This is a genomic window from Pseudomonas sp. McL0111 (assembly GCF_052567255.1).
The window spans coordinates 2,661,473-2,685,516 of record NZ_CP199585.1 but is presented as its reverse complement, the minus strand read 5'-3'; the positions used below and the strand labels follow the sequence as shown (position 1 = coordinate 2,685,516).

Annotated in this window: 24 protein-coding genes and 1 other RNA gene; 6 read left to right on the top strand and 19 right to left on the bottom strand. The window is 58.7% G+C overall.

Annotation, left to right across the window (positions count from 1 at the left end):
* Window positions 1-3 precede the first annotated feature (3 nt).
* From mraY to rsmI, 9 genes are all read right to left on the bottom strand, one after another.
* Window positions 4-1,086 (bottom strand): phospho-N-acetylmuramoyl-pentapeptide-transferase, encoded by a 1,083-nt coding sequence (mraY, locus tag ACTWLJ_RS12310; protein ID WP_401220173.1) that lies wholly within the window; start codon window positions 1,084-1,086, stop codon window positions 4-6.
* Entirely contained in the window at window positions 1,086-2,453 is a 1,368-nt protein-coding gene (locus ACTWLJ_RS12305) for a UDP-N-acetylmuramoyl-tripeptide--D-alanyl-D-alanine ligase (RefSeq protein ID WP_445180992.1), read from the bottom strand. The genes mraY and ACTWLJ_RS12305 overlap by 1 nt, the downstream gene beginning before the upstream one ends.
* The gene (locus ACTWLJ_RS12300; RefSeq protein WP_445180991.1) at window positions 2,446-3,909 is read right to left on the bottom strand and encodes a UDP-N-acetylmuramoyl-L-alanyl-D-glutamate--2,6-diaminopimelate ligase; all 1,464 of its coding nucleotides are present in this window, start codon (window positions 3,907-3,909) and stop codon (window positions 2,446-2,448) included. Before ACTWLJ_RS12300 ends, ACTWLJ_RS12305 begins: the two co-directional genes overlap by 8 nt.
* Complete coding sequence (locus ACTWLJ_RS12295; RefSeq protein WP_401220198.1) at window positions 3,909-5,648, bottom strand: peptidoglycan D,D-transpeptidase FtsI family protein; 1,740 nt, start codon at window positions 5,646-5,648, stop codon at window positions 3,909-3,911. The genes ACTWLJ_RS12300 and ACTWLJ_RS12295 overlap by 1 nt, the downstream gene beginning before the upstream one ends.
* A complete protein-coding gene (ftsL, locus tag ACTWLJ_RS12290) occupies window positions 5,648-5,941 on the bottom strand; it encodes a cell division protein FtsL (protein WP_007956777.1) in 294 nt (97 codons plus the stop codon). The genes ACTWLJ_RS12295 and ftsL overlap by 1 nt, the downstream gene beginning before the upstream one ends.
* The gene (gene rsmH / locus ACTWLJ_RS12285) at window positions 5,938-6,885 is read right to left on the bottom strand and encodes a 16S rRNA (cytosine(1402)-N(4))-methyltransferase RsmH (RefSeq protein WP_401220182.1); all 948 of its coding nucleotides are present in this window, start codon (window positions 6,883-6,885) and stop codon (window positions 5,938-5,940) included. Before rsmH ends, ftsL begins: the two co-directional genes overlap by 4 nt.
* Window positions 6,882-7,337, bottom strand: a complete 456-nt coding sequence (gene mraZ / locus ACTWLJ_RS12280) for a division/cell wall cluster transcriptional repressor MraZ (RefSeq protein ID WP_053154948.1) — start codon at window positions 7,335-7,337, stop codon at window positions 6,882-6,884. Before mraZ ends, rsmH begins: the two co-directional genes overlap by 4 nt.
* 402 nt (window positions 7,338-7,739) lie before the next feature.
* Window positions 7,740-8,093: RNase P RNA component class A (gene rnpB / locus ACTWLJ_RS12275), an RNA gene on the bottom strand.
* 73 nt (window positions 8,094-8,166) lie between these two features.
* Window positions 8,167-9,072 carry a 16S rRNA (cytidine(1402)-2'-O)-methyltransferase gene (rsmI, locus tag ACTWLJ_RS12270; protein WP_401220185.1) on the bottom strand — a complete coding sequence of 302 codons (906 nt, stop codon included), beginning with the start codon at window positions 9,070-9,072 and terminating at the stop codon, window positions 8,167-8,169.
* Between the two features lie 177 nt (window positions 9,073-9,249).
* Between rsmI and ACTWLJ_RS12265 the strand changes: the two genes are divergently transcribed.
* The 4 genes from ACTWLJ_RS12265 (at window position 9,250) to ACTWLJ_RS12250 (ending at window position 12,696) form a co-directional block, all read left to right on the top strand.
* A complete protein-coding gene (locus ACTWLJ_RS12265; protein ID WP_445180990.1) occupies window positions 9,250-11,061 on the top strand; it encodes a penicillin-binding protein activator in 1,812 nt (603 codons plus the stop codon).
* Window positions 11,061-11,423, top strand: coding sequence for a YraN family protein (locus ACTWLJ_RS12260; protein ID WP_401220189.1), 363 nt, complete (start codon window positions 11,061-11,063; stop codon window positions 11,421-11,423). The genes ACTWLJ_RS12265 and ACTWLJ_RS12260 overlap by 1 nt, the downstream gene beginning before the upstream one ends.
* A 104-nt stretch (window positions 11,424-11,527) precedes the next feature.
* Window positions 11,528-12,121 (top strand): phosphoheptose isomerase, encoded by a 594-nt coding sequence (locus tag ACTWLJ_RS12255; RefSeq protein ID WP_166221264.1) that lies wholly within the window; start codon window positions 11,528-11,530, stop codon window positions 12,119-12,121.
* Complete coding sequence (locus ACTWLJ_RS12250; protein ID WP_401220191.1) at window positions 12,118-12,696, top strand: BON domain-containing protein; 579 nt, start codon at window positions 12,118-12,120, stop codon at window positions 12,694-12,696. The genes ACTWLJ_RS12255 and ACTWLJ_RS12250 overlap by 4 nt, the downstream gene beginning before the upstream one ends.
* 53 nt (window positions 12,697-12,749) lie before the next feature.
* On the opposite strand, the gene ACTWLJ_RS12245 is transcribed toward ACTWLJ_RS12250, so the two are convergent.
* The 7 genes from ACTWLJ_RS12245 to rplM all read right to left on the bottom strand — a co-directional run bounded on the left by ACTWLJ_RS12245 (window position 12,750) and on the right by rplM (window position 17,635).
* Entirely contained in the window at window positions 12,750-13,163 is a 414-nt protein-coding gene (locus ACTWLJ_RS12245) for a ClpXP protease specificity-enhancing factor (protein WP_445180989.1), read from the bottom strand.
* Window positions 13,164-13,179: 16 nt separating this feature from the next.
* Window positions 13,180-13,797, bottom strand: coding sequence for a glutathione S-transferase N-terminal domain-containing protein (locus ACTWLJ_RS12240; protein ID WP_445180988.1), 618 nt, complete (start codon window positions 13,795-13,797; stop codon window positions 13,180-13,182).
* A 147-nt stretch (window positions 13,798-13,944) separates the two neighbouring features.
* Entirely contained in the window at window positions 13,945-14,727 is a 783-nt protein-coding gene (locus ACTWLJ_RS12235; RefSeq protein WP_401220195.1) for a cytochrome c1, read from the bottom strand.
* The gene (locus ACTWLJ_RS12230) at window positions 14,727-15,938 is read right to left on the bottom strand and encodes a cytochrome b (RefSeq protein ID WP_016985147.1); all 1,212 of its coding nucleotides are present in this window, start codon (window positions 15,936-15,938) and stop codon (window positions 14,727-14,729) included. Before ACTWLJ_RS12230 ends, ACTWLJ_RS12235 begins: the two co-directional genes overlap by 1 nt.
* Window positions 15,938-16,531 (bottom strand): ubiquinol-cytochrome c reductase iron-sulfur subunit, encoded by a 594-nt coding sequence (gene petA, locus ACTWLJ_RS12225; protein WP_445180987.1) that lies wholly within the window; start codon window positions 16,529-16,531, stop codon window positions 15,938-15,940. The genes ACTWLJ_RS12230 and petA overlap by 1 nt, the downstream gene beginning before the upstream one ends.
* A gap of 268 nt (window positions 16,532-16,799) precedes the next feature.
* Window positions 16,800-17,192, bottom strand: a complete 393-nt coding sequence (gene rpsI / locus ACTWLJ_RS12220) for a 30S ribosomal protein S9 (RefSeq protein ID WP_008080273.1) — start codon at window positions 17,190-17,192, stop codon at window positions 16,800-16,802.
* Window positions 17,193-17,206: 14 nt separating this feature from the next.
* On the bottom strand, window positions 17,207-17,635 hold the full coding sequence (gene rplM, locus ACTWLJ_RS12215; RefSeq protein ID WP_007917032.1) for a 50S ribosomal protein L13: 429 nt from the start codon (window positions 17,633-17,635) through the stop codon (window positions 17,207-17,209).
* A 245-nt stretch (window positions 17,636-17,880) separates the two neighbouring features.
* On the opposite strand from rplM, the gene ACTWLJ_RS12210 reads away from it, so the two are divergent.
* Window positions 17,881-18,921, top strand: coding sequence for an NADP(H)-dependent aldo-keto reductase (locus ACTWLJ_RS12210; protein WP_445180986.1), 1,041 nt, complete (start codon window positions 17,881-17,883; stop codon window positions 18,919-18,921).
* Between the two features lie 103 nt (window positions 18,922-19,024).
* Here ACTWLJ_RS12210 and ACTWLJ_RS12205 read toward each other — a convergent pair whose 3' ends face one another.
* Window positions 19,025-20,161, bottom strand: a complete 1,137-nt coding sequence (locus ACTWLJ_RS12205) for an acyl-CoA dehydrogenase family protein (protein WP_445180985.1) — start codon at window positions 20,159-20,161, stop codon at window positions 19,025-19,027.
* Between the two features lie 250 nt (window positions 20,162-20,411).
* On the opposite strand from ACTWLJ_RS12205, the gene ACTWLJ_RS12200 reads away from it, so the two are divergent.
* Window positions 20,412-21,308 carry a GlxA family transcriptional regulator gene (locus ACTWLJ_RS12200; RefSeq protein WP_445181348.1) on the top strand — a complete coding sequence of 299 codons (897 nt, stop codon included), beginning with the start codon at window positions 20,412-20,414 and terminating at the stop codon, window positions 21,306-21,308.
* A gap of 189 nt (window positions 21,309-21,497) precedes the next feature.
* Here ACTWLJ_RS12200 and zapE read toward each other — a convergent pair whose 3' ends face one another.
* Together zapE and ACTWLJ_RS12190 are read right to left on the bottom strand one after the other, a co-directional pair.
* Window positions 21,498-22,592, bottom strand: a complete 1,095-nt coding sequence (gene zapE / locus ACTWLJ_RS12195; RefSeq protein ID WP_401220062.1) for a cell division protein ZapE — start codon at window positions 22,590-22,592, stop codon at window positions 21,498-21,500.
* A 90-nt stretch (window positions 22,593-22,682) separates the two neighbouring features.
* Complete coding sequence (locus tag ACTWLJ_RS12190) at window positions 22,683-24,038, bottom strand: tryptophan--tRNA ligase (RefSeq protein WP_445180984.1); 1,356 nt, start codon at window positions 24,036-24,038, stop codon at window positions 22,683-22,685.
* Window positions 24,039-24,044 lie beyond the last annotated feature (6 nt).

Here is a 24,044-nt window from a genome sequence, read left to right as displayed (position 1 = left end):
GTTCTACCTCAGCTTCAGGGTGGCAAGGCCGACGAGCACGAGAATCACGGTGATGATCCAGAAACGGACAATCACGCGTGGCTCGGGCCAGCCCTTGAGTTCAAAGTGGTGGTGTATCGGTGCCATGCGGAACACACGGCGACCGGTCAGCTTGAAGGAAGCAACCTGAATCACCACTGACAGGGTTTCCATCACGAACACACCGCCCATGATGAACAGGACGATTTCCTGACGGACGATCACCGCGATGGTGCCGAGGGCCGCGCCCAGCGCCAGTGCGCCGACGTCACCCATGAAGACTTGCGCCGGATAGGTGTTGAACCAGAGGAAGCCCAGACCGGCACCGATCAGCGCCCCGCAGAACACAATCAGTTCACCCGCGCCCGGCACATACGGGATCAGCAGGTATTCCGCGAATTTCACGTTACCCGACAGGTAGCAGAAGATACCCAGGCCACCACCAACCATCACGGTCGGCATGATCGCCAGGCCGTCGAGGCCGTCAGTCAGGTTGACCGCGTTGCTCGAACCGACGATCACAAAGTAGGTCAGCACGATGAAACCGAAGCCCAGCGGAATGCTGTAGTCCTTGAGCATCGGCAGGATCAGCGTGGTTTCCACCGGAGTGGTCGCGGTCATATAAAGGAAGATCGCTGCGCCGAGGCCAAACACCGATTGCCAGAAATACTTCCATCGACTCGGCAAGCCACGGGAGTTCTTCTCGATGACCTTGCGGTAGTCGTCGACCCAGCCGATGGCACCGAACAGCAAAGTCACCAGCAGCACGGTCCAGACATAACGGTTGCTCAGGTCTGCCCAGAGCAAGGTGCTGACACCGATGGACGACAGGATCAGCGCGCCACCCATGGTCGGCGTGCCGGATTTGGACAGGTGCGATTGCGGGCCGTCATTACGTACGGACTGGCCGATCTGACGGTTCTGCAGGGTGCGGATCATCCACGGGCCATAGCACAGCGACAAGACCAGCGCGGTCAGCACACCGAGAATCCCGCGCAGGGTCAGGTACTGGAAGACCGCGAAGCCTTTGTAGAACTGTTGCAGATACTCCGCTAGCAGCAGCAGCATTAATGTTTCTCCAGACTGGACCCGCACAGAGCCGCAACGATGTTTTCCATCGCTGCACTGCGCGAACCCTTGATCAAAATAGTGGTGTTTGTGTCCTGCTCGGCGTCGAGGGCCTGGATCAGTTCGGCTTGCGTGCCGAAGTGATGCGCCTGTTCACCGAAAGCGTTCACGGCGTGGACCATGTTTGGCCCGACAGCGTAAAGCGCGGAAACCTTGCCCCGGGCGTACTCGCCCACGTCGCGGTGCCCCTGCTCCGCCCACTCGCCCAACTCGCCGATGTCTCCGAGCACCAGGACGGTGCGGCCGGAAAAGCCGGCGAGTATATCAACGGCTGCGCACATGGAGGTGGGGTTTGCGTTGTAAGTGTCATCAATTACGCGCATGCCGTTCTTCGCCAGTTGCGCGACGGTGCGGCCCTTGACCGGTTGTACCGCGCCAAGCCCAGTGGCGATACCGAACAACGACACGCCCAGTGCGTGTGCAGCAGCGGCGGCAGCCATGGAATTGGCGACGTTATGGGTGCCGAGCAGGTTCAGTTGAACCCGCTCCACACCTTCAGGCGTATGCAGATTGAAGGCCGGGCAACCACGGGCATCAGTGCTCAAGTCACTGGCGTAGAAGTCCGCCTGAACATTGCTCAAGGCGAAGGTCAGCACTTTGCGGCTGCCGGCGCGGGTCTTCCAGATGCCGAAGGCTTTGTCGTCGAGGTTGAGCACGGCAACGCCATCCGCTGCCAGGCCTTCGATGATTTCGCCCTTGGCTTCGACGATTTTTTCCGGCCCGCCGAATTCACCGACGTGCGCGGTGCCGGCGTTGTTGAGGATCGCCACATGCGGCTTGGTCAGCCCGACGGTGTAGGCGATTTCGCCCAGACGCGAAGCACCCAGTTCGATCACGGCGGAAGTGTGTTCCGCGCCCAGTTCGATCAGGGTCAACGGCACGCCGAGGTCGTTGTTCAGGTTGCCACGGGTCGCCAGTACCGGACCGCGCGTGCGCAAGATGCTCGCGAGCATTTCCTTGACCGTGGTCTTGCCGCTGGAGCCGGTGATTGCTGCGACCGGTTTCGTAAATGCAGCACGGTTCAACGCGCCCAACTGGCCAAGGGCCTGACGGGTATCTTTCACCAGCAATTGCGGCAGTGTGCTGTCGGCGACTTCACGCTCGACCAGCGCAGCGACCGCGCCTTTGCCGGCAACATCGTTCAGATAGTCATGACCATCGAAGCGCGGACCGGTCAGGGCAATAAACAATTGGCCGGGCTGGATCGCACGGCTGTCGATGCTGACGCCATTAAAGGACGCGTCACCCGCGATCAAACGTGCATCGAGCACGTTGGTCAGTTCGCTGAGTTTCAATGCCTTAAGCATGCGCCACCTCCCACGCGGTGAGGGCGTGATCGGCTTCGACCAGATCGGAGAACGCGTGGCGCTCGCCGTTGATTTCCTGATAGTCCTCGTGCCCTTTGCCGGCGAGGACAATCACGTCATCCGCCGAGGCCTGGCTGATCAGTTGCGCAATCGCCTGGCCACGGCCGGCAACGAACGTGACTTTATCCACAGCCGTGAAACCGGCGCGGATGTCGTCGAAAATCACTGCCGGATCTTCGGTACGCGGATTGTCATCGGTGACCAGCACGCGGTCAGCCAGACGCTCGACCACTTCCGCCATCAGCGGACGCTTGCCGCGATCACGATCACCGCCGCAGCCGAACAGGCACAGCAACTGGCCTTTGACGTGCGGGCGCAGTGCGGTCAGAACTTTTTCCAAGGCATCCGGGGTGTGGGCGTAATCGACCACCACCAACGGCTGAGTACCGCCGCCGAGACGCTGCATGCGTCCGATCGGACCTTCGAGCTTCGGCAGCACTTTGAGAATTTCGTCGAGGGCGTAATCCAGACCGAGCAAGGCGCCGACCGCAGCCAGCACGTTGCTCAGATTGAAACGGCCGAGCAAGGTGCTGCGCAGATGATGTTCGCCCTGCGGCGTGACCAGCGTGGCACGCACGCCTTCGTCATCGAACTGCGCTTCACGGCAATACAGGTAGGCGCTGCTGTCGAGCAGGCTGTAGGTGATCAAACGCGATTCGCGCTTGTCGGCAGCCAATTGACGGCCGAACTCGTCGTCGAGATTGACCACCCGGCACTTCAAGTCATTCCAGGCAAACAGCTTGGCCTTGGCCTCGGCGTAAGCCTCCATGGTGCCGTGATAATCGAGGTGATCACGGGACAGGTTGGTCATCACTGCCACGTCGAACGCCAATGCACTGACCCGGCCCTGATCCAGACCGTGGGAAGACACTTCCATGGCCACGGCTTTGGCGCCGGCCTTTTTCAGGTCGCCCAAGGTCGCTTGCATGGCAATCGGGTTCGGCGTGGTGTGCAGACCGCTTTCCAGCGCGCCATAGAAACCGGAACCGAGAGTGCCGACAATGCCGCAATGCTGACCGAGCAGATCCAGCGCCTGCGCAACCAGTTGGGTAACGCTGGTTTTGCCGTTGGTGCCGGTCACACCGATCAGGTTCAGATGACGGCTCGGCTCGCCATAGAAGCGCCCGGCGATATCCGACAGCTGCGCCGCCAGACCTTTGACCGGGATCAGCGGCACTTCGGTGATCGGCAACACGGTGGCGCCTTCCACTTCATAAGCTACTGCCGCCGCACCGCGTTGCAGCGCATCGGCAATGTGCGTACGACCATCGAATTTGCCGCCCGGTACTGCAAGGAACAAATCGCCTGCACGTACGTTGCGGCTGTCCAGCGCCAATTCACGGATCAACAGATCGTGGCCGGCGTGGGGGAATATCTTGTTCAGACTTAATGACATCAGCCGCGCCCTCCATTGGCTTTCAGCGGAATAGTCGGAGTGGCGTTAGCCTGCTGGGTGGCCGGCAGGTTATCCGGAGTCACGTTCATCAGGCGCAGCGTGCCGGACATCACACGGCTGAACACTGGCGCCGAAACCAGACCACCGAAGTAGCCGGCCTTGGACGGCTCATCGATCACTACGACAATGGCGTAACGCGGATCGCTCATCGGGCCGAAACCGGCGAACAGCGAACGGTAAGAGTTTTCGGCGTAGCCCTTGGTACCCACCGAGGTCTTACGTGCGGTACCGGACTTGCCGGCAACGTGATACGCCGGCACCTGCGCACGGAATACGCCGCGCGGTGCTTCGATCACCTGGGTCAGCATGCCTTGCATGGTTTTCGCGACGGCTTCCGGCAGCACTTGCGTGGTCTGCGGCGGCTTGTCGGTTTTGATCAGGGTCAGCGGCGCCAGACGACCGTTGTTGGCCAGCGCCGAGAACGCATGCACCAACTGAATCGCGGTGACGGAAATACCGTAGCCGTAAGACAGGGTCGCGGTTTCAGCCTTGCGCCACTCGCGGTAGTTCGGCAGGTTGCCGACGCGCTCGCCCGGGAACCCGAGGCCGGTGTCCTGGCCCAGACCGACTTTCTGCGCGAGACGGTAAATGGTCTCGCCGCCAATATCGAACGCGACCTTACTCATGCCGACGTTACTGGAATTGATCAGGATGCCGGTCATGTCCAGCACCGGGCCTTCGGACTTGGATACGTCCTTGATGGTGTATTTACCGATCTGCAAGGTACCCGGATACACCTCGACGGTGTCGCTCGGTTTCCAGCGGCCGGACTCGATCGCGGCGCTCATCGAGATGGCTTTCATGGTCGAACCCGGCTCGAACACGTCGATCATCGCGCGGTTACGCATCATCGCCGGTTGCAGGTTGCGACGGTTGTTCGGGTTGTAGGTCGGCTGGTTGACCATGGCGAGGATCTCGCCGGTCTTCACGTCCATGATCACCAGACTGCCGGCCTTGGCGCCGTTCTCGATGATCGCGTTGCGCAACTCGCGGTTGGCCAGATATTGCAGACGCAGGTCAATCGACAACGCCAAGGGCTTGCCGGCCTTGGCGTTTTTGGTGACCTGGATGTCCTTGATCAGACGTCCGCGCCGATCCTTGATCACCTGACGTTTGCCCGGCACCCCGGCGAGCCATTCGTCGTAGGCGAGTTCGACGCCTTCACGACCGTGGTCATCAATGTCGGTAAACCCGACCATGTGCGCGGTGACTTCACCGGCCGGATAGAACCGGCGGAATTCTTCGATGCCGTAAACGCCCGGCACTTTAAGGTCGAGCACGACCTGGCCCTGCTCGGGAGTCAACCCGCGCACCAGATAAATGAATTCTTTGTTGGCCTGGGCTTCGAGGCGTTCGGTCAGCGCTTTCGGGTCTTGCCCCAGCGCAGCGGCGAGTGCCGGCCACTTCTCTTTGGCCGTCTGCATTTCCTTGGCGTTGGCCCACAGCGTGGTGACCGGGGTACTCACGGCCAAAGGCTCGCCGTTACGGTCGGTGATCAGACCACGGTGAGCAGGAATCGGGATGTGTCGCAGGCTGCGTGCGTCGCCCTGACCCTTGAGGAAGTCACGGTCAACCACTTGCAGGTCGATGATGCGCCAGCAGATCGCTGCGACCATCACACCAAGCAGCGCCACCATCAGGCGGAAGCGCCAAGGGAAGAGTGCGCCTTCGAGTTTCATCATGGCGCCACCATCTTCACGTCAGCCGCGCCAGGGATGTGCATTTTCAGTTGTTCAGTGGCCAGCACTTCGATCCGGCTGTGCGCGGTCCAGGTGCTTTGCTCAAGAATCAAACGACCCCACTCAGCCTGCGCCTTGTCGCGCACACTGAGTTCGTTATAAAGGGTGTTGAGCAACTGACGGTTCCAGTGCGCGCTGTAAGACACGCCGATGGCCGACACGAGCACGCCGATAAACAACAGCAGCATGAAAAAGCTGCCGCCAGGCAGTGGCTTGGCGAAAAGCTTACTCACCGCAACTTCTCCGCCACACGCATGACAGCGCTGCGCGAACGTGGGTTGGCTTTGAGTTCGGCGTCGGAGGCCGTCTGCGCTTTGCCATGGACTTTGATTTTCGGTTCGAACGCAACGTGGCGAACCGGCAGGTTGCGCGGCAGGTTGTCGGCTTCGCCTTTCACCAGCTTGCGCATGAACAGTTTGACGATACGGTCTTCCAGCGAGTGGAAGCTGATCACGACCAGACGGCCACCGATTTCCAGGCATTCCATTGCGGCTTCAAGGCCGGCTTCCAGATCACCCAGTTCGTTGTTGACATGAATGCGCAGACCCTGGAATGCACGGGTGGCCGGGTTCTTGCCCTTTTCCCATGCCGGGTTGGCGACCTTGAGCACTTCGGCCAGATCGGCCGTGCGTTCGAAAGGTGTGATATCGCGACGCTCGGCCACGGCACGAGCCATGCGACCGGAGAAACGCTCTTCGCCGTATTCCTTGAACACCCGGGCGATTTCTTCCACCGGCGCGGTGTTGACGAACTCGGCAGCGCTGATCCCGCGGGACGGGTCCATGCGCATATCCAGCGGGCCGTCGTTAAGGAAGCTGAAGCCACGCTCAGCGTCGTCGAGTTGCGGCGAAGACACGCCGAGGTCCAGCAGAATGCCGCTGACCTTGCCATCCAGACCGCGTTCGGCGACTACCGAGCCCAGCTCGGCAAAGCTGCGCTGCACAACGACAAAGCGGCCGTCTTCGGCCGCTAGCGTTTGCCCGGTGGCAATCGCTTGTGGATCTTTGTCGAACCCGATGAGCCGACCGTCCGTGCCGAGCTGGCTGAGAATCAGCCGGCTGTGTCCGCCGCGCCCGAACGTACCGTCCAGATAGCAGCCATCAGGACGTACGGCGAGAGCCTCGACGGCTTCGTCAAGCAGTACGGTGATGTGGTTAAAGCCGCTATCAATAGTCACAGGATCAAATCACGCAGTTCATCAGGCATAGCGCCCGGTTGTTGAATAGCAGCAAGGTCAGCGGCAGATACCGCGTCCCATGCATCCTCGTCCCACAATTGGAACTTGTTCAGTTGGCCTACCAGCATCGCGCGCTTATCGAGCTTCGCGTATTCGCGCAGACGCGGTGGAACCAGAAAACGACCACTGCCATCGAGTTCGAGATCGACGGCATTACCAATCAATAAACGCTGCAGGCGACGGTTCTCTTCGCGGAGCGAAGGAAGTGCGCGCAACTTGGTTTCAATGATTTCCCACTCGTCGAGCGGGTAAACACACAAACATGGATCTACGGCATCAATGGTCACGATCAACTGGCCGGAACTGCGCGAATCGAGCTCGTCACGGTACCGGCTCGGCATAGCGAGACGGCCCTTTGCATCGAGACTGATAGCGTTAGCTCCGCGAAACACGTCTGCGTTTCTCCAATTTTTATCGTTTTGAGCTCAAAAAACCCACTTCATGCCACTTTCCGCCACTTGCGCACACTATAGGAATGCGCCCACCACACCGTCAAGGCGCGGATTAAAGGAAAACCCTTACAGAACGGAGATTTAGGAGCTTAAAAGGAGGGGTAACGACAATTTGGCGGATACTTTCGACCAATAACCTGATGCAGCACTGGAAGCTGCGCTCGGAAGTTAAAGTAATTTGTTAAGAGTAAGATTTTTTCGGTATTACAAAAGCGCTTCTGCTGTTGATTGAAGCAAGGTGGGAAATTGCTATTACTGCGTTTGCCGCTGCCGAACTTTCAGACCGGGCCTGCTGATAATACACAGCCCCGACACAATTGATTCAAGCAGGGAAAGAAAAAGGTGGAGAGTCGATCTGTAAGCCGGGTTCTGTCTTGAACAGTCATTCGTCTACGATGGCCATCACTGGACATCTTTAGCAACCTACCCGGTCCCAGCGCGGGCCACGCCTTGGGACCCTATTTGGTCTTGCTCCAAGTGGGGTTTACCTAGCCACGAACTGTTGCCAGTTGTGCGGTGCGCTCTTACCGCACCTTTTCACCCTTACCGGCGCCGAAGCGCTTAGGCGGTTATTTTCTGTGGCACTTTCCGTAGGCTCACGCCTCCCAGGCATTACCTGGCACTTCGCCCTATGGAGCCCGGACTTTCCTCCCCCCCCTAATTTTCATAGAGGGCAGCGACTGTCCGATCGACTCTCCGCCGCGAAGGTTAACGGCAGAGCGGCCGAAGAACAAGCGCTAAAAGCCTCAAGACCGTTATGGGCGACGGCTTACACGCCTTTCTGTTTATCCAGCGCCACCTGATAAAGCACGTTTTTGCGCTCACCAGTGATCTGCGCCGCGAGGGCCGCAGCGCGCTTGAGCGGCATCTCTTCGAGCAGCAGATTGAGGATGCGCATGGCTTCACTGCTGACCGCATCTTCGGATTCCGGCGCAGTCCAGCCCGCGACCAACACCACACACTCGCCGCGCTGCTGATTGCTGTCGGATTCAACGAACGCGCGCAGCTCAGCCAGCGGCAAGCCCTTGAGCGTCTCGAAGGTTTTGGTGATTTCACGAGCCAGCAATGCCGGGCGCTCGCCACCGAACACCGCTTCCATATCCTGCAGACATTCCAGAATACGATGCGGCGCCTCATAAAAAATCAGCGTACGCGGTTCTTCTTTAATGGCTTCCAGACGCGCCTTGCGCCCAACCATCTTCGCCGGCAGAAAGCCTTCGAAGATAAAGCGATCGGACGGCAAGCCTGCCGCCGACAGTGCAGCGATCAACGCGCACGCACCCGGCACCGGCACCACGTTGATTCCTGCTGCACGCGCCTGACGCACCAAGTGATAACCGGGATCGGAAATCAGCGGCGTGCCGGCATCGGAGATCAGCGCCACATTGTCGCCCGCCAGCAGCCGGGTAATAAAACGGCTACCTTCATCACGTTCGTTGTGTTCATGACAGGCGGCCAGCGGCGTGGAAATGCCGAAATGCTGCATCAGTCGCTGCGAGTGACGAGTGTCCTCGGCAGCGATCAACGCCACTTCACGGAGGATCTTCAGAGCCCGGGCACTGATGTCGTCCAGGTTGCCGATGGGCGTCGCCACCACATAAAGCGAGCCAGCAGCGGAATTCAAAGCACCTGGAGCAGTCAAAGCGCACACCTCATGATCGGTAAAAGCCGCCATTGTAGCGTGTCGAGAGGCTTGCGATGCATTCGTGGCAGACACGGTTTGTCGCACTGTTATGCGGCCCTGTTGCCTTTGCACCAGCTAAATTGACTGATTCACGCCAGTAACATCGCGCCCCGGCCAGTGCTTGGGTACAATTCCACGCTAATTTGATCGAGTATCAGGAACACTTACATGATCGCTTGCCTGCGGCTGTTCACTGCCCTCTGCCTCGCTGCCTTGTTGGCGGCTTGCGCCAGCTCCCCTTCGTCCAGCCTTGGCGAACTTCCACGGACTCCGGATGCCAGCATCGAGCAACTGCTCGAACAGGCTTCCCAGGCTAAAACCCCGGAAAAAGCTGCCCTGTTGCGCCTGAGCGCAGCGGATCAGGCTTATCGCCAGGGCAATGCCGGACAGTCCGCGCAAATCCTGCAACAAGTGCCGATGGAGCAACTGAAGCCGGGCCAGCAGATTTTCGCCAGCACCCTGTCCGCAGAACTGGCGATGACGCGCAATCAGCCGAAAGCCGCGCTGACCGCCCTGAGCCATCCAAGCCTGCAACACCTGAGTGAGATGCCGGAAGATCAGCAGGTTCGCACCGGCATCGTCCACGCCCGCGCTCTTGAAGCCGATGGCCAGACACTCGCCGCCGCCCGCGAGCGCATCTTCATCGCGCCAATGCTCAAAGGCGAAGCAGCGAGCAAGAACCACGAAGCGATCTGGACTCTGATCGCCTCGCTGCCAACCGATCAACTGCAACCGAACACCTCCGACGACCTCGGCGGCTGGATGGGTCTGGCGCTAGCGGTGAAAACCGCCGGCACGCTGGAACAGCAGCAAGCCGCAATCGACGCCTGGCGCGCGCAGAATCCAAAGCATCCGGCAGCGATCAACTTGCCGTTGCCGCTGACCAAACTCAAGGAACTGGCCAGCCAGCCCCTGAGCAAAATCGCCCTGCTGCTGCCGCAAGACGGCCAATTGGCCTCGGTCGGCAAAGCACTGCGCGAAGGATTCATGGCCGCTCACTATCAAGCGCAACAGGCTGGTCAGAAGCCACCTGCGATCGTTTTCTATGACAGCTCGAAGCTGACCTCGATGGACGAGTTTTACCGCAAGGCTCAGGCCGATGGCGTGCAACTGGTGGTTGGTCCGCTGGAAAAACCACTGGTCAAACAGCTGAGCACTCGCCCGCAACTGCCGATCACCACCCTTGCGCTGAACTACAGCGAAGGCGATCAAGGCCCTGCGCAACTGTTCCAGTTCGGTCTGGCAGCTGAAGACGAAGCCCGTGAAGTGTCCCGCCGCGCTCGCGCCGATGGCCTGCATCGCGCCGCGATCATGGTGCCGAAAGGCGAATGGGGCGACCGCGTCCTGCGCGCGTTCAGCCAGGACTGGCAAGCCAACGGCGGCAGCATCGTTGCTACCGAACGTGTTGACCAGCCAGTGCAACTGGCCCAGCAAATCGCTGATATGTTCCAGCTGCGCCAGAGCGAAGCCCGCGCCAAGAGCCTGCAGAATGCCGCTGGCACCAACGTAGCCGCGCAGCCTTCGCGTCGTCAGGACATCGAGTTCATCTTCCTCGCCGCGACGCCGCAGCAGGCGCAGCAGATCAAGCCGACCCTGAACTTCCAGTACGCTGGCGACGTTCCGGTTTACGCGACCTCGCATGTATTCAGCGCCAGTGGCGACGTCAATCAGTACAACGACATGAACGGCGTACGCTTCTGCGAAACTCCGTGGTTGCTGGAAGCTAATGATCCACTGCGCCAGCAAGTCGTTGCACAGTGGCCACAAGCTGCCGGCAGCCTCGGCCGCCTGTACGCGATGGGTGTGGATGCCTATCGTCTGGCGCCGCGCCTGGGTCAACTCAAGGCTCTGCCGGACAGCCGCATCGAAGGCCAGTCGGGCAGCCTCGGCATGACCCAGAACCAACGCGTTGTGCGCCAGTTGCCATGGGCGCAGTTCGTCAACGGTCAGGTTCAACGCCTGCCGGACACCCCGCGCTGATGCCCGACAGGTCAAGCTCGCAAAGCGGTAAAGATGCCGAGCGCCAGGCGCTCGAGCATCTGCAACATCAGGGTCTGCGCCTGCTGGCGCAGAACTGGTTATGCAAACGCGGTGAGCTTGATCTGGTCATGCTTGATGGCGATACAGTAGTATTCGTTGAAGTCCGCTACAGAAAGAACACTCAATGGGGTGGCGCACTCGGTAGTATCGATGAGCGCAAACGGCAGAAACTGATTTTCGCCGCGCAGTATTTTCTTCAGCGCGAAACACGCTGGGCCGATTCCCCCTGCCGCTTCGACGTGGTGGCCATCGACAGCCATCCGAATCAGTTGAACTGGTTGCAGAATGCTTTCGACAGTTGATTGCCTGCATCCCGACCCGGACACTTTCACCGACAATTTTTGCTCTTTGCTTTGCGGGCTGCACATTCATGTGCCGAACAGCCGCGCTACTTAAGGTCACACAGATGGACATGCAATCCCGAATTCGCCAGCTTTTCCAGGCCAGTATCGACACCAAGCAACAGGCGATGGACGTACTTGCACCGCACATCGAGCAAGCCAGCCAAATCATGGTCAACGCCCTGCTCAACGAAGGCAAAATGCTTTCGTGCGGCAACGGTGGCTCTGCCGGCGACGCCCAGCACTTTTCCTCGGAGCTGCTCAACCGCTTCGAGCGCGAGCGCCCGAGCCTGCCGGCCATCGCCCTGACCACCGACAGCTCGACGATCACCTCGATCGCCAACGACTACAGCTACAACGAAATCTTCTCCAAACAGATCCGCGCGCTCGGCCAGCCGGGCGACGTGTTGCTGGCGATTTCGACCAGCGGCAACTCGGCGAACATTATTCAAGCGATCCAGGCCGCACATGATCGCGAAATGATTGTCGTAGCATTGACCGGACGCGACGGCGGCGGCATGGCATCACTGCTATTGCCGGAAGACGTCGAGATTCGCGTACCGGCCAATGTCACTGCACGTATTCAAGAAGTCCACTTGCTGGCGATCCATTGCCTCTGCGATCTGATCGACAGCCAACTGTTCGGGAGTGAAGAATGACCGCAAATCGCCTGGGCCTTCTGGCCTTGACCCTGTGCCTCGGCATCAGTGGCTGCACCTCTGTGGTGAACGCCAGCCGTGAAGCACCGATTGAAGATGATCGCGGCACCCGCACCTTCGGCAGCAAGATCGACGATTCGTTGATCGAAACCAAAGTCGGCGTCAACGTAGCCAAGGCCGATCCGGGCCTGGACAACGACTCGCACATCGTCGTCACCAGTTTCAACGGCGTGGTGCTGCTGGCCGGTCAAACCCCGCGCGAAGACCTCAAGGCCAAGGCCGAACAGGCTGCCGCCAACGTACAGCGCGTGAAGAAGGTGCACAACGAGCTGCAAATACTGCAACCCTCCTCTCTGCTGGCCCGTCAGAACGACGCGTGGCTGACCACCAAGATCAAGACTCAGATGCTTACCGACGCCAGCATTCCAGGCTCGCGCATCAAGGTTGTGACCGAGAACGGCATCGTCTACCTGCTGGGCCTGCTGACCAAACAGGAAGCCCAACAGGCAACCAATCTGGTACAGGGCGTTTCCGGCGTGCAGAAAATCGTGAAGCTATTCGAATACATCGACTGATTCAGGCTTTTTCAGCGGCAATAAAAAAGGCGATCCATTCGGATCGCCTTTTTTTATTTCACCACTTTCAAACTTGGCCGGCCTGTAGGGCGCGGCGGCTCGCTGTCGGGTGGTGGCAGATCATCATCGGGCTCGAACTCTTCATCTTCGCCCATAGGCGACTCGAGATCGAACACCATGCCCTGACCGTTCTCCCGGGCGTAGATGCCCAGGATAGCGCTGATAGGCACGTACAGACTGTGCGGGACACCACCGAAACGACCTTCAAAGGTCACCACGTCGTTGTCCATGTGCAAATGCCGTACGGCACTGGGCGAGATGTTCAGAACAATCTGCCCGTCGCTGGCAAAACCCTGCGGCACCTGCACCGCCGGGTACTCGGAATTGACCAGCATGTGCGGGGTGCAATCGTTATCCACAATCCACTCGTAGAGCGCGCGGACCAGATAAGGTCGACTGGAGTTCATAGCGGCTCCTTAAGCCTTAGCGCATGTCGCGTTCGACATCAGACAGACTCGCCTTGAATGCCTCACGCGCAAACTGACGCTCCATATAATCAAGCAGCGGCTTGGCTGGCCGCGGCAGTTCAATACCCAGAATCGGCAAACGCCAGAGTATTGGCAATAGGCAGCAATCCACCAGACTTTGTTCCTCACTGAGGAAAAACGGCTTGTCGCCAAACAGCGGCGACACGCCCGTCAGGCTTTCACGCAATTCCTTGCGCGCCACGGCACGCGCGGCCTCCTTGCTTTTCGGATCAAGAATCAGATCCACCAGACCACACCAGTCACGCTGAATACGATGTATCAGCAGTCGACTATTGGCCCGCGCCACCGGATAAACCGGCATCAATGGCGGGTGTGGGTAACGCTCATCCAGATATTCCATCACCACGGTGGACTCCCACAACGCCAGGTCACGATCGACCAGCGTAGGCAGGCTTCCATAAGGGTTCACCTCAATCAGTTTAGGCGGCTGGCGACCAGCTTCCACATAAATGATTTCGGCGCTGACACCCTTCTCTGCAAGCACGATGCGCACTCGGTGGGAATAGTGGTCGGCGGGGTCGGAGTAACAGGCCAACCGATTGGTCACGCCCATGGCGATCCTCCTCGCTTGTTGAAATGATCGGAACCGGAAAAACGCGCGCGCCCAGAGGGCGCCTCCCGCAAGGTCTGGCTGAGCAGACCCTGCGCTATCGGAGGCGCCCTTGGGCGCGCGCGATTAACAGCAATGCTTGAAGCGTTATCAGTGCACGTCTTTCCAGTATTCACGCTTGAGCAGGTAGGCGAACACAAAGAAGAACGCCAGGTACAGCAAGACGTAAGTACCGATGCGCTGATGTTGCAGCTTAACCGGGTTAGCCGAGTAAGCCAGGAAGGTTACCAGATTCTTGACCTTCTCATCGAACTGCTCTTCGTTCAGAGCACCGCTTTTCGGCACGATGGTCAGTTGATCGCACGCTTCATGGGTCAAAGGCGTGCCGGTCAGCGGATCATATTGCTTCTTGCCGTCTTCGACGATCTGTACCTGTTTGCAGCCCACAACCTGACGACCTTGCAGGCCGACCAGCACGTTGGGCATGCCGACGTTCGGGAAGACCTTGTTGTTCACACCCCAAGGGCGCGCAGGATCTTCGTAGAACGATTTCAGGTAACCGTAGAGCCAATCGGTGCCACGCACACGAGCCACCAGGGTCAGATCCGGCGGCGCTGCGCCGAACCAGGTCTTGGCGTCCACCGGCTGCATGCCGATGGTCATGTGGTCGCCGATCTTGGCGCCGGTGAACACCAGCTTCTCCAGCATCAACTCATGCGGAATACCCAAGTCATCGGCAACCCGCTCATAACGCTGGAACTTGGCACTGTGGCAACCCATGCAATAGTTGGCAAAAGTACGCGCACCATCCTGCAGGGCAGCCTTGTCGGAAACGTCGATATCGACTTTTTCCAGCTCCGGACCACCGTGTTCAGCGGCAAAGGACAGGACAGGCAAAGCAGCAAAAATCAGAGCAAAAAATAACTTTTTCATCAGCCAGTCACCCTTTCCGGAACCGGTTTGGTCTTCTCGAGCCTGGTGTAGAACGGCATCAGAATGAAGTAGGCGAAGTACAGGAAGGTGCAGACCTGCGACAGCAGCGTGCGCTCCGGCGTCGGCGCAAGAACACCGAGAATGCCGAGGATCACGAACGAAATGCAGAACACCACCAGCCAGATTTTGCTCATCCAGCCTTTGTAGCGCATCGATTTGACCGGACTACGGTCAAGCCACGGCAGCACGAACAGGACCGCAATCGCCGCACCCATGGCGATAACGCCCATGAGTTTGTCGGGGATCGCCCGCAGAATCGCGTAGAACGGCGTGAAGTACCAGACCGGCGCAATGTGCTCTGGTGTCTTGAACGGGTTGGCTTGCTCGAAGTTTGGTTTTTCGAGGAAGTAGCCGCCCATTTCCGGGAAGAAGAACACGATAAAGCAGAAGATGAACAGGAACACCACGACACCGACAATGTCTTTCACGGTGTAGTACGGGTGGAAGGCGATGCCATCCAGCGGTATGCCGTTTTCGTCTTTGTGCTTCTTGATGTCGACGCCATCAGGGTTGTTCGAACCGACTTCGTGCAGCGCCAGAATGTGCAATACCACCAGACCGAGGATCACGATCGGCAGCGCCACAACGTGCAAGGCGAAGAAGCGGTTCAGGGTGATCCCGGAGATCAGGTAGTCACCACGAATCCACTGAGTCAGGTCGTTGCCGATGACCGGAATCGCACCGAACAGCGAGATGATCACCTGGGCACCCCAGTAAGACATCTGACCCCATGGCAGCAGATAACCCATGAAGGCTTCGGCCATCAGCGCCAGGTAAATCAGCATGCCGAAGACCCACACCAATTCACGCGGCTTCTGGTACGAACCGTAGAGCAGGCCACGGAACATGTGCAGATAGACCACGATGAAGAACGCCGAAGCGCCGGTGGAGTGCAGCAAACGCAGGATCGAGCCGTACTCGACGTCGCGCATGATGTATTCGACAGAAGCAAAAGCTTCTTCTGCCGACGGGGTGTAGCTCATCGTCAGCCAGACACCGGTGACGATCTGGTTGACCAGAACCAGCAGCGCCAGCGAGCCGAAAAAGTAGAAGAAGTTGAAGTTTTTTGGAGCGTAATACTTGCTGAGATGGTCTTCCCACATTTTGGTCGCGGGAAAGCGCGCATCAACCCAATCCATGAACTTGCTCATCACGCTTTCTCCGTATCGACGCCAATGACAATGATGTCGTCGGTCTCATAGGAATGCGGGGGTACTGGCAGGTTCAAAGGCGCAGGTTGCGACTTGTAGACGCGGCCAGCCAGATCGTAGTGGGAACCGTGGCAAGGGCAGAAATAACCGCCTACCCAGTCTTTGCCCAGATCCGCAGGTGCCACTTCGGGACGGAAGGTCGGAGAGCAACCCAGGTGTGTGCAAATCCCGATCAGCAGCAGAATTTCTGGCTTGATCGAACGCACTTCTGGATCAACGTAAGTCGGTTGTACCGAGTTCTTGGAGTCCGGGTCAGAGAGCTGGCCCTCGATCTTTTTCAGATTCCCCAGGATTTCCGCAGTACGGCGGACAATGAACACCGGCTGACCGCGCCACTCAGCAATCATCTGCTGCCCTGGCTCGACTTTGCTGACATTCACTTTCACCGGTGCACCAGCGGCTTTCGCCTTGGCACTGGGAAACCATGACCCCACGAACGGGACCGCAGCCCCCACCGCTCCTGCAGCACCCACCACGGATGTGGCTGCTACCAAGAAGCGACGCCGGCCTGCATTCACGCCGTCATTGCTCATTCAGTCCTCTCCCATCAGCTTTGTGGCCTGTTAAATCAGGCATCTACTAAATAAATCAATGTTACTTATAAAAATTTTGCCGAATGGTAATGAAAAGCCCCAATTCTGACAAGGGAATTACCCGGAGCCATCACCCTCAAGCCTTGCAGTATAGGGGGTCTACGAATGTGGCAAGTTGTCACAGCGCAATTAGTTGATAAATCGCAGGCATAAAAAAACGCCCGGTTCCGTGAGGAATCGGGCGTTCTTTTTGAACGTGGAAGCGGAATTAACGCTTCGAGTACTGCGGACGCTTACGCGCTTTACGCAGACCAACTTTCTTACGTTCAACTTCACGGGCGTCGCGAGTAACGAAGCCAGCTTTGCGCAGAGCGCCACGCAGGGTTTCGTCGTAGTCCATCAGAGCGCGAGTGATGCCGTGGCGGATTGCGCCAGCTTGACCACTTACACCACCACCGATCACGGTGACGTAGATGTCGAACTTCTCGACAGTCTCAGTCAGCTCCAGCGGCTGACGAACTACCATGCGGGCAGTTTCGCGGCCGAAGAAGTTTTCCAGCGAACGGTTGTTGATGGAGATGTTACCAGTACCCGGACGCAGGAAAACGCGTGCGGTTGCGGTCTTGCGACGGCCAGTGCCGTAATTTTGAGTCGCCGACATAATGTACTATTCCGTTAAAACTTCAGTTCTTGGGGCTGCTGAGCAGTATGTGGGTGTGCAGCGCCCGCATAGACTTTCAGCTTACGGTACATGTCGCGACCCAGTGGGTTTTTAGGCAGCATGCCTTTAACCGCGGTCTCGATCACGCGCTCAGGGGCTTTAGCGATCAGCTTTTCGAAGTTGATCGACTTGATGCCGCCCGGGAAACCGGAGTGGGAGTAGTACATTTTGTCAGTGGTTTTAGCACCGGTAACACGAATCTGCTCAGCATTGATTACGACGATGTAGTCGCCGGTATCAACGTGAGGAGTGTACTCAGGCTTGTGCTTGCCACGCAGACGGCTCGCGATTTCGGTGGCCAGACGACCCAGGGTCTGACCAGCAGCGTCGACGACAAACCAGTCGCGCTTTACTGTTTCTGGTTTAGCAGTAAAAGTTTTCATTCTTTATAGCCTCAGGGGCCGCCCTGTAAATTAGACGGCGGATCTTACTGAATAGTGCGTACTTTGACAAGTCAAAGGCAGCCGGATACAGACGCTTTCGGGGGCTCGGGTCGGCGCGTCCGTTCAACGGCAAGATTCTTCGGCGGCGGCGCATCACTTCCACTGCAGAAAGAGGTCGGCAATTATGCAGATTGCGAAAAATATTTCAACCTGCTTTTATGATTGTTTTGCCCAAGGAGCACCCGATGGACTATCGCCAGCTAGGCCGTACCGACCTGAACGTGAGTGCAATCTGCCTCGGCACCATGACCTGGGGCGAGCAAAACACCCAGGATGAAGCCTTCGCCCAGATCGAGCGGGCCAAGGAGGCCGGGATCAATTTCATCGACACTGCTGAAATGTACCCGGTGCCGCCGAAGGCCGAAACCTACGCCACCACCGAGCGCTACATCGGCAATTACTTCAAGAGCCGCGGTGATCGCGCCGACTGGATTCTGGCCAGCAAGATCGCCGGCCCCGGCAACACCATCGACTACATCCGTGACAAAAACCTGCGCCACAACCGCCAGCACATCACCGCCGCGGTGGATGCCAGCCTCGAACGCCTGCAAACCGATTACATCGATCTTTATCAGTTGCACTGGCCTGAGCGCAGCACCAACTTCTTCGGCCAGCTCGGCTACAAACACAAGATTGAAGCCAACCTGACGCCGCTCGAAGACACCCTCGAAGCACTGGACGAACAAGTGCGCGCCGGCAAGATCCGCCACATCGGCCTATCCAACGAAACGCCGTGGGGCACCATGCGCTTCCTCGCGCTGGCCGAAGCCCGTGGCTGGCCGCGCGCGGTATCGATCCAGAACCCGTACAACCTGCTGAACCGCAGCTTTGAAGTCGGCCTGGCCGAAATCGCCATCCGCGAACAATGCGGCCTGCTCGCTTATTCGCCGCTGGCGTTCGGTTTTCTCTCAGGCAAGTACGAAGGGGGCGCACGCCCGCCGAAAGGTCGCCTGAGCCTCTACAGCCGCTTCAGCCGCTATTTCAACGCGCAATCGGAAGCAGCATGCAGCCGTTACGTCGCGCTGGCCCGTGAACACGGTCTGGACCCGGCACAAATGGCCTTGGCTTTCGTGACTCAGCAACCGTTCGTCACCAGCAACATCATTGGCGCGACCACGCTTGAGCAACTGGACAGCAACATCGCCAGTTTTGATCTGAAACTATCCGATGAAGTGCTTGAAGGGATCGAGGCGATTCACAAGGATCATCCGAACCCTGCACCTTGATCTGCCGCTAAAAGCTTCGCGAGCAAGCTCGCTCCCACAGGAAATCACCGTATCTGTGGGAGCGAGCTTGCTCGCGAAGGGATCAGTCAAGTCACCGCAAAATTCAAAGCGACCGCGCAATGATCTCTTTCATGATTTCATTGGTGCCGGCATAAATCCGCTGCACCCGCGCATCCGCCCACGCCCGGGCCACCGGGTATTCCCACATAAAGCCGTAACCGCCATGCAACTGCACGCATTCGTCGAGCACCTTGCATTGCAGGTCTGTGCCCCAGTATTTGGCCATCGCCGCTGTCGGCACATCGAGCTTGCCTTGCAGGTGCAGTTCCAGGCACTTGTCGACAAACACCCGGCCGATCTGGATCTCGGTGGCCATCTCCGCCAGTTTGAAGCGAGTGTTCTGGAAGTCGGCAATTGCCTTGCCGAATGCCTTGCGGTCCCGGGTGTAATCGAGTGTCCACTGCAACGCCGCTTCGGCTGAGGCCAGCCCGCCAATCGCCACGGTCAGACGCTCCTGAGGCAATTCCTGCATCAGGTAGGCGAAGCCCATCCCGGCCTGCCCCAACAGGTTTTCCTTAGGCACCCTGACGTCCTGAAAGAACAATTCCGAGGTGTCCTGGGCCTTCATGCCGACCTTTTCCAGGCGCTTGCCCTTATCGAAGCCCGGGGTATTCGCTTCGACCAGAAACAGACTGGTGCCCTTGGCGCCGGCCTTCGGATCGGTCTTGGCCACCACAATGACCAGGTCTGCCAGAAAGCCGTTGGTGATAAAGGTTTTCGAGCCGTTGATCACGTACTCGTCACCGTCGAGCACGGCGGTGGTCTTGACCCCTTGCAGGTCGGACCCGGCGCCCGGTTCGGTCATGGCAATTGCCGTGACCATTTCGCCCGAGACCAGTTTCGGCAGGTATTTGTGCTTCAGCGCTTCGCTGCCGTAATGCAGGATGTACGGCGCGACGATGTCGGAATGCAGCGAGAAACCGATGCCGGTCAGCCCCAGCCGTGCGACCTCCTCGATCACCACGGTGCTGTAAAGAAAGTCCGCCCCCAACCCGCCGTACTCTTCCGGCAGGTGCGAGCAGAGCATCCCCGCCTCCCCTGCCTTGTTCCAGAGTTTGCGGTCGATGTAGCCCTGCTTTTCCCATTGTCCATGAAACGGCACGGCCTCTTTTTCGAGGAATGTTCTGACGCTGTCGCGAAACAATTCGTGCTCGGAGCTGAACAAGGTTCTGGGAATCATGCGGCACCTTTCTTTCTTGTTGGAGGGATATGCCCTTCAGAGACTAAGCGCCACTGGCGATACGGGACACTGGACACATCCGACAAAAAATAAGACGATCCAGCCGTCTGGTGACCACTTTCCCTTATAAAAACAAAACAAAAGTTGAATTATGTCTAAGCAAGTCTCCACGCCCTTGCGGCGCGTCAGCATCCTGGCGATCGACCGGGTTTTCGCATCCACTCTCATGCAGGCCAAGGATTTCTTCCATCTGGCCAGCCTGCGTTACGGCAAACAACTGGGCCACGGCCTGACTCCGGCGTTCGAAACGCGCCTGGTCAGCCCCGACGGCAAACCGGTGAACAGCTTCAGTGACGTGGTTATCCCGGTAGACGGTGGTCTGGAAAACGCCGATGTGATCATCCTCCCGGCCTTCTGGGACGATTTCGACACTCTGTGCAGCCGTTATCCGCAAGTCCTGCCATGGCTGCGCGAGCAGCACGCTCGCGGCGCGGTACTCTGCGGCGAAGCCACCGGGGTGTTCTGGCTGGCCGAGGCCGGCCTGCTCAATGGCAAGGAGGCGACCACTTACTGGCGTTTCTTCAACGCCTTCGCCGAGCGTTTCCCCAAGGTCTATCTCAATCAGGACAAGCATCTGACCGATGCCGACAACCTGTATTGCGCCGGCGGCACCACCTCGGCCTGCGACCTTTATATCTATCTGATCGAGCGCTTCTGCGGGGCCAACGTCGCGCAAGCCGTGGCCCGCGACATTCTCTACGAAGTGCAGCGCAGCTACGCACCGGGCCGCATCGGTTTCGGCGGGCAGAAGCTGCACCAGGACGTGATCATCCTGCAAATCCAGCATTGGCTTGAAGAGCATTTCGCCGACAAGTTCCGCTTCGAAGACGTGGCCCGCGAGCATGGCATGAGCATCCGCAACTTCATGCGCCGCTTCCAGACCGCTACCGGTGACAAACCACTGCATTACCTGCAACGACTGCGTATCGAGACGGCCAAGGGCTTGCTCTCGGGCAGCCGCAAAAGCATCAAGACCATCAGTTATGAAGTCGGTTATGACGATGCGAGCTTCTTTGCGCGATTGTTCCGCCAGCACACCGAACTGTCGCCGAACCAGTATCGGCAGCAGTTTCAGCAGGCCGCCTGACCTTTGAGGCAAACACAAAACCCTGTGGGAGCGGGCTTGCCCGCGAAGGCAGAGTGTCAGCGAAGTAATTGTTGCCTGACACGACGCTATCGCGGGCAAGCCCGCTCCCACAGGGGTTGTGATTAGTCAAAAAAAGCGCACAAAAAAGGGCCTGCAATTGCAGGCCCTTTTTTATCGCGGCGAATCTGTTTAAGGCTTGTGCGCCCGAGACAGGAATTCGTGCGATTGCATTTCCAGCAGACGGCTGAGGGTGCGCTGGAATTCGAAATTCAAACGACCGCCGGTGTACAGGTCTTTCAACTCGACTTCGGCAGAAATGATCAGCTTGACGTTACGGTCGTAGAACTCGTCGACCATGTTGATGAAGCGTCGGGCGATGTCGTCGGTGGTGACGCTCATCTGCTCGACACCGCTGAGCAACACGGCGTGGAAGATCTTGCCCAGTTCGATGTAATCGTTCTGGCTGCGCGGGCCGTCGCACAGTTCGCGGAAGTCGAACCATGCCACGTCATCACAGGTGCGCAGGGCACGGATTTCGCGGTTCTCGATCATCAGCACGTCGTTTTCCACGGCTGCCGTGCATTCCGGCGTCAACGCCTTGAAGCTCTTGCGCAGGCTTTCGTGGGCGGCTTCGTCGAGCGGATAGTGGAACAGTTCCGCTTGCTCAAGGTGACGCAGACGGTAGTCGACGCCGCTGTCGACGTTGACGATTTCGGTGTGCTGCTTGATCAGCGCAATGGCCGGCAGGAAGCGCGCACGTTGCAGGCCGTCCTTGTACAGACCGTCCGGCACGATGTTCGAGGTCGCGACCAGGCTTACGCCGTTCTTGAACAGCTCTTCCATCAGCGTGCCGAGGATCATCGCGTCAGTAATGTCGGAAACGAAGAACTCGTCGAAGCAGATCACTCGCGACTCGGCCGCGAAGCGTTTGGCGATGATGGTCAGCGGGTTTTTCTCGCCGCCGAGGGTCTTCATCTCTTCGTGCACACGCTTCATGAAGCGGTGGAAGTGGGTGCGGGTCTTTTCCTTGAACGGCAGCGCTTCGAAGAAGGTGTCGACCAGGTAAGTCTTGCCGCGACCCACGCCGCCCCAGAAATACAGGCCTTTGACCGGGGTCAGATCCTTTTTGCCAAACAGCTTGCTCAGCATGCCCGGCTTGTTCTGATCGGCCGCGATCAAGTCTTCGTACAGGCGTTGCAGATGGCGCACGGCAGTTTCCTGCGCGGCGTCATGGAAGAAGTCCGGGCGTTTCAGATCAGCTTGGTATCGTTCTAGGGGCGTCATAATTCGTTAGCAAGGCAACAAAAACGGGCCGTCACTGTAGCGACGGCCCGTAGGAATGGCAATCAGCCCTTGGTCGGGCGGTGCCGTTGTTTAGTCCTGAACCGGGGTCAGCGCAACGCGTAGCGCCTCGATGGCGGCATCGCGAGCCGCGCTGTCAGCGAAGGCCGGGCTATCGCCGACGCACTCGCCTTGCAGCCACACGCTGAAGCTCAGGTCTTGATTGCGGATGTCCAGTGCCTGACCCGACTGCAGTTGCTTGGTCACCTGCCCCGCGGCTTTGCCGTCGGCAAAGTTGCGCGACAGCAACAGTTGCTCGCCATCGGCCGCCAGCAGACGGAAACGGAAGCTGCCATCGTCTTCGCGGAAGCTGACGAAACGTGCGGCTTTCGCAGCTTTCTTCTTGGTGGTTGCAGCGACCTGCACCTGATTGACGAAAGAACGCAGGCCGACCGCTTCACGCAGTTCGTTGAGGAACGGCGTGGCCACGGCGCGAGCCTTCTTGGCGCCGATCTGCAGAATGTCTTCGAGATCAGCCGGACGCTCGATCAACTGGTGATAACGCTCGCGGGACTCGCCCAGATCGTTGTCGAGCAGTTGGAACAGACGGCTCTTCGCCTCGCCCCAACCCAGACCGCCGAGCAGTTCGCTGCGGAATTCCTCAGCCTGCGCCGGAGTGGCAAACGCCTGAAACAGGGTGAACAGGTGCGAGTTGTCCGGGTCTTTGGCTTCGCCCGGCGCACGGGAGTCGGTGACGATCCGCGAGATCGCGTCCTTCATCTCTTTGGCGCTGGAGAACAACGGAATGGTGTTGTCGTAGCTCTTCGACATCTTGCGACCGTCGAGGCCCGGCAGCGTGGCCACGCTCTCTTCGATCAGCGCTTCAGGCATGGTGAAGAATTCTTTGCCCTGACCGAACAGGTGGTTGAAGCGCTGACCGATGTCACGAGCCATTTCAACGTGCTGGATCTGGTCACGACCGACCGGCACCTTGTGCGCGTTGAACATCAGAATGTCCGCCGCCATCAGCACCGGATAGCTGTACAAGCCCATGGTGATGCCGGCGTCCGGGTCTTCGCCGGTTTCGACGTTCTTGTCCACCGAGGCCTTGTAGGCGTGGGCGCGGTTGAGCAGGCCTTTGGCGGCGACGCAGGTCAGCAGCCAAGTCAGCTCGGGGATTTCCGGGATGTCGGACTGGCGATAGAAGGTCACACGATCGACATCCAGACCACCGGCCAGCCAGGTTGCGGCGATTTCCAGACGCGAGCGCTGAATGCGCAGCGGGTCATCGCATTTGATCAGGGCGTGGTAGTCGGCCAGGAAGTAAAACGAATCGGCATTGCTGTCGCGACTGGCCAGGATCGCCGGGCGGATGGCGCCGGCGTAGTTGCCCAGGTGCGGCGTGCCGGTGGTGGTGATGCCGGTGAGAATACGGGTACGGTTCGTCATGGGTAA

Excerpts from the sequence above, each read along its gene's own strand:
- mraY (WP_401220173.1), bottom strand. The coding sequence starts at position 1,086 with ATGCTGCTGCTGCTAGCGGAGTATCTGCAACAGTTCTACAAAGGCTTC.
- ACTWLJ_RS12305 (WP_445180992.1), bottom strand. The coding sequence starts at position 2,453 with ATGCTTAAGGCATTGAAACTCAGCGAACTGACCAACGTGCTCGATGCA.
- ACTWLJ_RS12300 (WP_445180991.1), bottom strand. The coding sequence starts at position 3,909 with ATGTCATTAAGTCTGAACAAGATATTCCCCCACGCCGGCCACGATCTG.
- ACTWLJ_RS12295 (WP_401220198.1), bottom strand. The coding sequence starts at position 5,648 with ATGAAACTCGAAGGCGCACTCTTCCCTTGGCGCTTCCGCCTGATGGTG.
- rsmI (WP_401220185.1), bottom strand. The coding sequence starts at position 9,072 with ATGGCGGCTTTTACCGATCATGAGGTGTGCGCTTTGACTGCTCCAGGT.
- ACTWLJ_RS12265 (WP_445180990.1), top strand. The coding sequence starts at position 9,250 with ATGATCGCTTGCCTGCGGCTGTTCACTGCCCTCTGCCTCGCTGCCTTG.
- ACTWLJ_RS12260 (WP_401220189.1), top strand. The coding sequence starts at position 11,061 with ATGCCCGACAGGTCAAGCTCGCAAAGCGGTAAAGATGCCGAGCGCCAG.
- ACTWLJ_RS12255 (WP_166221264.1), top strand. The coding sequence starts at position 11,528 with ATGGACATGCAATCCCGAATTCGCCAGCTTTTCCAGGCCAGTATCGAC.
- ACTWLJ_RS12250 (WP_401220191.1), top strand. The coding sequence starts at position 12,118 with ATGACCGCAAATCGCCTGGGCCTTCTGGCCTTGACCCTGTGCCTCGGC.
- ACTWLJ_RS12245 (WP_445180989.1), bottom strand. The coding sequence starts at position 13,163 with ATGAACTCCAGTCGACCTTATCTGGTCCGCGCGCTCTACGAGTGGATT.
- ACTWLJ_RS12240 (WP_445180988.1), bottom strand. The coding sequence starts at position 13,797 with ATGGGCGTGACCAATCGGTTGGCCTGTTACTCCGACCCCGCCGACCAC.
- ACTWLJ_RS12235 (WP_401220195.1), bottom strand. The coding sequence starts at position 14,727 with ATGAAAAAGTTATTTTTTGCTCTGATTTTTGCTGCTTTGCCTGTCCTG.
- ACTWLJ_RS12230 (WP_016985147.1), bottom strand. The coding sequence starts at position 15,938 with ATGAGCAAGTTCATGGATTGGGTTGATGCGCGCTTTCCCGCGACCAAA.
- petA (WP_445180987.1), bottom strand. The coding sequence starts at position 16,531 with ATGAGCAATGACGGCGTGAATGCAGGCCGGCGTCGCTTCTTGGTAGCA.
- rpsI (WP_008080273.1), bottom strand. The coding sequence starts at position 17,192 with ATGTCGGCGACTCAAAATTACGGCACTGGCCGTCGCAAGACCGCAACC.
- rplM (WP_007917032.1), bottom strand. The coding sequence starts at position 17,635 with ATGAAAACTTTTACTGCTAAACCAGAAACAGTAAAGCGCGACTGGTTT.
- ACTWLJ_RS12210 (WP_445180986.1), top strand. The coding sequence starts at position 17,881 with ATGGACTATCGCCAGCTAGGCCGTACCGACCTGAACGTGAGTGCAATC.
- ACTWLJ_RS12205 (WP_445180985.1), bottom strand. The coding sequence starts at position 20,161 with ATGATTCCCAGAACCTTGTTCAGCTCCGAGCACGAATTGTTTCGCGAC.
- zapE (WP_401220062.1), bottom strand. The coding sequence starts at position 22,592 with ATGACGCCCCTAGAACGATACCAAGCTGATCTGAAACGCCCGGACTTC.
- ACTWLJ_RS12190 (WP_445180984.1), bottom strand. The coding sequence starts at position 24,038 with ATGACGAACCGTACCCGTATTCTCACCGGCATCACCACCACCGGCACG.